This is a genomic window from Azospirillum brasilense (genome assembly GCF_008365405.1).
GTDB lineage: Bacteria > Pseudomonadota > Alphaproteobacteria > Azospirillales > Azospirillaceae > Azospirillum > Azospirillum brasilense_D.
This window is the reverse complement of record NZ_QOKV01000054.1, coordinates 1-6,196: the sequence shown is the minus strand read 5'-3', so window position 1 is coordinate 6,196 and position 6,196 is coordinate 1. Positions and strand designations below refer to the sequence as shown.

8 protein-coding genes are annotated in these 6,196 nt (G+C 66.9%); 6 read left to right on the top strand and 2 right to left on the bottom strand.

Annotated features, from left to right (window positions below; genetic code table 11):
- Both DS837_RS31575 and DS837_RS31570 read left to right on the top strand, forming a co-directional pair.
- Positions 1 to 557, top strand: a 557-nt coding sequence (locus DS837_RS31575; RefSeq protein WP_247890234.1) for a 3-hydroxyacyl-CoA dehydrogenase family protein, incomplete at its 5' end; no start/stop codon positions are given.
- A 141-nt stretch (positions 558 to 698) separates the two neighbouring features.
- Positions 699 to 1,295 carry a DUF4142 domain-containing protein gene (locus DS837_RS31570; protein WP_149168365.1) on the top strand — a complete coding sequence of 199 codons (597 nt, stop codon included), beginning with the start codon at positions 699 to 701 and terminating at the stop codon, positions 1,293 to 1,295.
- Positions 1,296 to 1,344: 49 nt separating this feature from the next.
- Here the strand turns inward: DS837_RS31570 and DS837_RS31565 are convergent, their stop codons facing one another.
- A complete protein-coding gene (locus DS837_RS31565; RefSeq protein ID WP_149168364.1) occupies positions 1,345 to 1,683 on the bottom strand; it encodes a hypothetical protein in 339 nt (112 codons plus the stop codon).
- Between the two features lie 115 nt (positions 1,684 to 1,798).
- Positions 1,799 to 2,446 (bottom strand): TlpA family protein disulfide reductase, encoded by a 648-nt coding sequence (locus DS837_RS31560; RefSeq protein WP_149168367.1) that lies wholly within the window; start codon positions 2,444 to 2,446, stop codon positions 1,799 to 1,801.
- Between the two features lie 39 nt (positions 2,447 to 2,485).
- Between DS837_RS31560 and argH the strand changes: the two genes are divergently transcribed.
- From argH to DS837_RS31540, 4 genes are all read left to right on the top strand, one after another.
- Positions 2,486 to 3,928, top strand: a complete 1,443-nt coding sequence (gene argH, locus DS837_RS31555) for an argininosuccinate lyase (protein WP_211102454.1) — start codon at positions 2,486 to 2,488, stop codon at positions 3,926 to 3,928.
- Positions 3,925 to 4,110, top strand: coding sequence for a hypothetical protein (locus tag DS837_RS31550; protein ID WP_014197613.1), 186 nt, complete (start codon positions 3,925 to 3,927; stop codon positions 4,108 to 4,110). The genes argH and DS837_RS31550 overlap by 4 nt, the downstream gene beginning before the upstream one ends.
- A complete protein-coding gene (gene lysA / locus DS837_RS31545) occupies positions 4,107 to 5,372 on the top strand; it encodes a diaminopimelate decarboxylase (protein ID WP_149168363.1) in 1,266 nt (421 codons plus the stop codon). Before DS837_RS31550 ends, lysA begins: the two co-directional genes overlap by 4 nt.
- Before the next feature lie 90 nt (positions 5,373 to 5,462).
- Entirely contained in the window at positions 5,463 to 5,882 is a 420-nt protein-coding gene (locus tag DS837_RS31540; RefSeq protein WP_149168362.1) for a bacteriohemerythrin, read from the top strand.
- Positions 5,883 to 6,196 lie beyond the last annotated feature (314 nt).

Genomic DNA, 6,196 nt, shown 5'->3' with positions numbered 1-6,196 from the left:
ACCTGAAGCCCGAGGCGCTGATCGCGACGAACACCTCGTCGATCTCGATCACCCGCCTCGCGGCCTCGACGGACCGCCCGTCCAAGTTCATGGGCATGCATTTCATGAACCCGGTGCCGGTGATGCAGCTCGTCGAGCTGATCCGCGGCATCGCGACGGACGAGGCGACCTTCACCGCGATCGCCGAGCTGACGGCGAACATCGGCAAGACCGCGGCGGTGGCCGAGGACTTCCCGGCCTTCATCGTCAACCGCATCCTGCTGCCGATGATCAACGAGGCGGTCTACACCCTCTACGAAGGCGTGGGCGGCGTCCAGGCCATCGACACGGCGCTGAAGCTGGGCGCCAACCACCCGATGGGCCCGCTGGAGCTGGCGGACTTCATCGGCCTGGACACCTGTCTGGCGGTCATGCAGGTCCTCTACGAGGGTCTGGCCGACAGCAAGTACCGCCCCTGCCCGCTGCTGGTGAAGTATGTCGAGGCCGGCTGGGTCGGCCGCAAGGTCGGCCGCGGCTTCTATGACTACTCCAAGACCCCGCCGGTCCCGACCCGCTGACGCGGCGGCTCCGAACGGACGATGCAACGAAGCCCGCCCTTGGGAAACTGGGGCGGGTTTTGTGCGTCTGCGGAACCGCTGCGCTCGCGCTCTGTTCGTCCCGCAGGGGCATCGGGGCGAACAGCGGAAAGGACGGGGGCGATGCGGCGCGGCTTCCTGACGGCAATGCTTGTGGCCTTCCTGTCCGGTCCGGTCCTCGCGCAGGCGCCGGGCTCCGCCCCGACACCTCCCCCCACCCTGTCCCGGCAGGAGCGCAACTTCATCGCCGAGGCGTTGGCCGACGGCATGGCCGAACAGACGCTCGGCAAGCTGGCCCAGGACCGGGCGGAGACGGAGCCGGTCCGCCGCTTCGCCCGCCGCATGGCCGATGACCACGGGCTGAAGACGGACCGGCTGGCCGGCATGGCGCTGCGCCACGGCATCCCCATCCCGCGCGAATTGGGCCTGTCCGCCCGCGCCCACATGTCCAGCCTGCGCGACACGCCGGAGGAGGCCTTCGACCGCCGCTACATGGCCGCGGAGGAGGAGACCCACGCCCGCGCCATCAAGCTCTACGAGGCGCAGGCCGAGCGCGGCGGCGAGACGGGCGACTTCGCCCGTGACGCCCTGCCCATGCTGCACAGCCATTTCGAGGAGGCGAGGGGCATCATGGTCGAGTTGGCGCGCGGCCCGGCCCCGCCGCAGACCCAGGCGCCGCCGGGCGACGCCCCGCCGGGAACGTCGGGGTCTTCAGAATAAATTGGCTGACCCCACTTCGCAATCCGGAAGAAAATGTCAATGTAAAACTTTAATCTCGCTTCCCTTCAATGTCATGATTTCTTTTATGGGGACTTTCCTTTGAGACCACCCCAGATCTCCCAACATTAAACAAATAACCAATGAGAGTACCAAGAAGCCCAACATACACGCTGTTTTTATCTGGCTCTTTTTGGACGGCGATGATAATAATTGTTGGACAAATTATGCACAACACAACTATTTCGAAAGCTCTTTCTTTAATTATTTCAGATCGCGATAAAGTTGATATTACCGCAATGACAATAAAGCCTATTATAGCCAACACAACTTTTAGGTCGCCGCCCAGAGATGCAATAACCATCTGACTAAATGCTGAAGCCTGATCCATCGAAACCAAGAACCCTTTTAAAAATGGCGCCATTCATATTGAGTGCCACGTCGGCATCAGATTTTCTATATATTATATAGGCTTTAAGAATGAATGGTCTTTTTCGTCGCACCACTCACCCGCCCGTCTTCACCATGCCGCCGCGGCTGTCGCGGTTCGGGCCGCCGCCGTGGCCCATGTGCTTGCGCAGGAAGGCGATGACCTCCGGCGAATCCCATTCCACCGCGCCTTCGATGCGGCCAAGCTCCCGCCCCTCCTGGTCCACCAGCAGGGTGGTCGGCAGGCCGCGCAGCTTCAACGTCTGCATGGAGGCGCTCGACGGGTCGAGGTAGAGGGCGAGGTTCTTCACGCCGGTCCGCTGGTAGAAGGGCTGCACCTGATCCTTGCCGCCGCGGTCCACCGACAGCGCCACCACCTGGAAGCCCGGCCCGCCCAACTGCGCCTGGAGGCGGTCGAGCGCCGGCATCTCCTTCACGCAGGGCGCGCACCAGGTCGCCCACAGGTTCAGCAGGACCAGACGGTCCTTGAATTCCGACAGGTCGACCCGGCGCCCCTCGCCATCCAGGAAGGGCAGCTCCGGCACCGGCGCCAGCGGCTCCATGTAGCGGAACTTGTCGAGACCCACCGCCGTCACCCCGGGAGAGGGCTGGTCCAGCGTCAGCACGGCAGGCGGCGGAGGCGCCGACGGCCCGGCCAGCGCCATCCACAGCCCGGCACCGCCCAGCGTCACACAAAAGATTGCGGTGGCCGCCAAAGTCCGCATACTCACGCTTCCCGTCCTCCCATCCGTATTGTGTCCGCCATGAGCGCCGAACAGCCCAAGCCGAACCTTCAAGACCGCGCCGCCCAAGACGGCTCAGCCCCGGCCGCCAGCCAGATGTGGGGCGGCCGCTTCGCCCGCGGTCCCGCCGCCATCATGGAGAGGATCAACGCCTCCATCGGCTTCGACAAGCGGCTGGCCGACCAGGACATCGCCGGGTCGAAGGCCCATGCCGCCATGCTGGCGCGCCAGGGCATCATAACCCAGGCCGACGCCGATGCCATCCGCGATGGGCTGGACCGGGTCAAGGAAGAGATCGACTCCGGAGCCTTCACCTTCAAGGTGGAACTGGAGGACATCCACATGAACGTGGAGGCCCGGCTGGCCGAACTGATCGGCGAGCCGGCCAAGCGCCTGCACACCGGGCGGTCGCGCAACGACCAGGTGGCGACCGACTTCAAGCTGTGGGTGCGCGACGCGCTCGACCGCGCCGACCAGGGGCTGACGGCGCTCCAGGCCGCCCTCATCGATCTGGCGGAGCAGCACACCGACACGGTGATGCCGGGCTTCACCCATCTCCAGGCCGCCCAGCCGGTCAGCTTCGGCCACCATCTGCTGGCCTATGTGGAGATGTTCGGGCGCGACCGCGGCCGCCTGCGCGACGCCCGCGCCCGGCTGAACGAGTGCCCGCTCGGCTCCGCCGCCCTGGCCGGAACGCCCTACCCGATCGACCGCTTCATGACGGCGGAGGCGCTGGGCTTCGACCGGCCCACCGCAAACTCGCTGGACGCCGTGTCCGACCGCGACTTCGCGCTGGAGTATCTGGCCGCCGCCAGCATCTGCGGCATGCACCTCTCCCGCTTCGCGGAGGAGATCGTGCTGTGGTGCTCGGCCCAGTTCCGCTTCATCAAGCTGACGGACGCCTTCACCACCGGCTCCTCGATCATGCCGCAGAAGAAGAACCCGGACGCGGCGGAGCTGGTGCGCGCCAAGGCCGGGCGCGTCATCGGCAGCCTGAACAGCCTGCTGGTCGCCATGAAGGGCCTGCCGCTGGCCTATTCCAAGGACATGCAGGAAGACAAGGAGCCGGTCTTCGAGGCCGACGACACGCTGGCGCTGTGCATCGCCGCCATGGAAGGCATGGTGCGCGACATGCAGCCGAACGTGCCGGCGCTGCGCGAGGCGACCGACCGCGGCTTCCTCAACGCCACCGACCTCGCCGACTGGCTGGTGCGGGAGCTGGACATCCCCTTCCGCGAGGCGCACCACATCACCGGGCGCGCCGTGAAGGCGGCGGAGGACAAGCGCGTCGGGCTGACCGCCCTGACGCTGGAGGAGTTGCAGGCCATCGAGCCGCGCATCACCGAGTCCGTCTTCCCGGCGCTGAGCATCGAGGCGTCGCTGGACAGCCGGCGCAGCTTCGGCGGCGCCTCCCCCGTCCGCGTGCGCGAGGCCGTCAAGGCGGCGCGGGAGCGCTTCCTGTGAGGCGCCCGCTGCTGATCCTGGCGACCGCCGCCGTCGCGCTGACGCTGGCCGGCTGCGGCAAGAAGCCGAGCTTCGTCGATCCCCCGCAGGGCAAGGAAGCCGACACGTTCCCCGGCACCTACCCGAACCCGAAGACCGATCCCAAGCCCGGTCAGCCGTCCTCCGGAGCCCGCTTCCCATGAGCGCCTTCGCCTACCGCAACGGCGTGATGCACGCCGAATCCGTTCCGCTGTCCAAGATCGCGGCGGAGGTCGGCACGCCCTTCTACTGCTACTCCACCGCGGCGCTGGAGGCGCATTACAGCGCCTATGCCGGGGCCTTCGCGGGGCAGGACGCCGACGTCTGCTACGCGGTGAAGGCCAACTCCAACCTCGCCGTCATCCGCGCCTTCGCGCGGCTGGGCGCCGGCGCCGACGTGGTGTCGGGCGGCGAGATGCGCCGCGCGCTGGCCGGCGGCATCCCGGCGGGCAAGATCATCTTCTCCGGCGTCGGCAAGACGCGCGAGGAGATGCGCGCCGCGCTGGAGGCCGGAATCCACCAGATCAACGTGGAATCCATCCCGGAGGTGGAGGCCCTGTCGGAGGTGGCGGTCAGCCTGGGCGTCACCGCGCCCATCGCCTTCCGCGTGAATCCGGACGTGGACGCCAAGACCCACGCCAAGATCGCGACGGGCAAGAAGGAGAACAAGTTCGGCGTCGATTACGACCACGCGCGGGAGGTCTACGCCCAGGCCGCCAAGCTGCCGGGCATCAAGCCGGTGGCCATCGCCGTCCACATCGGGTCGCAGCTGACCGACCTCGCCCCCTTCCGCGCCGCCTACGAGCGGGTGGCGGCGCTGCTCCACGTCCTGCGCGAGGACGGCCACGACATCACCCGGCTCGACCTCGGCGGCGGGCTGGGCATCGTCTACAAGCACGAGGCGCCGCCGGACATCGCCGACTACGCCGCCATGGTGAAGTCGATCACCGGCAACCTCGGCTGCCGCATCTCGCTGGAGCCGGGCCGCTCGCTGGTCGGCAACGCCGGCATCCTGGTGTCGCGGGTGATCTACCTGAAGCAGGGGCTGCACCGCCGCTTCGTCATCATCGACGCGGCGATGAACGACCTGATCCGCCCGACCCTCTACGAGGCCTATCACGGCATCGTGCCGGTAAACGAGCCCGCCAGGGGCGCCGCTACCGAGCCCTACGACGTCGTCGGTCCGGTCTGCGAGAGCGGCGATACCTTCGCGCTCCAGCGCGCGCTGCCAGCCATGGCGCCGGACGAGCTGGTGGCGATCCTGTCGGCGGGAGCCTATGGCGCGGTCATGTCCTCCACCTACAACACCCGCCCGCTGATCCCGGAGGTTCTGGTGAACGGCGACCAGTTCTCCGTCATCCGGCCGCGCGTGTCGGTGGAGGAGCTGCTGGCGCTGGACCGCGTGCCGGACTGGCTGAAGGACTGAGCCGCGACGGTTGCCGGCCTGCAATAATCGCTGCACAGAATCACCCGTAAGGCGTATGATTCCCCGTTCGAGAAACGGGCGGGGAACATCATGGAGTGGGACGCGGCCTATGCCATTGGTCAGAGCGCAGTGGACGGAGACCACCAGCGCCTGTTCCAGCTGTTCAACCAGTTCAGCGCAGCCATCGCCGCCGGCGAAACCCGGGAGTCCGCGAACCGCTTCCTGCGCGAGCTGGCCGATTATTCGGCCTATCATTTCCGCCGCGAGGAAGGGCTGATGCACGCGGTCGGCTACCCCGACTACACCAAGCACAAGACGATGCACGACACCTTCGCCGACTTCGTCCGCCGGCAATCCGATTCCGGCGCGCGCGATCCGGAGGAGGTCCAGTTCCTCCAGAGCTACGTCGAGATGTGGCTCTGCGGCCATATCCTGGTCATGGACAAATGGTTCGGCGAATGGCTGGACGGGCGGGGCGGGAGTTTCGGCGCGGCGGCCCCGACGGCCTGAGGGCCGGGCCGCGGAAGCCCGGCGCTCAGAACCTCCGGACCGGGCGCCGTCTATTTCTTGTAGGGATTGACCGCCCACGTCTTCAGGTAGGACACGAGTTCGGCGTCCCCGTCATAGTACAACCACTCGGTTTCCTCCTTCGACAACGGCTTGGTCGGCGACGGCCGATAGAGCTTGTCGTAAGGCACCGGATCGTGCCCCTGAGCGTGGTGTAGGAGTTGGGTCGCTCATTTGGTCTCCGGCTGGTCTGGCCGGGATTGTCAGGCAGCCACGTCGGGCAGGCTGACGAGGGGATCATCGCCGAGCGGGGCGAT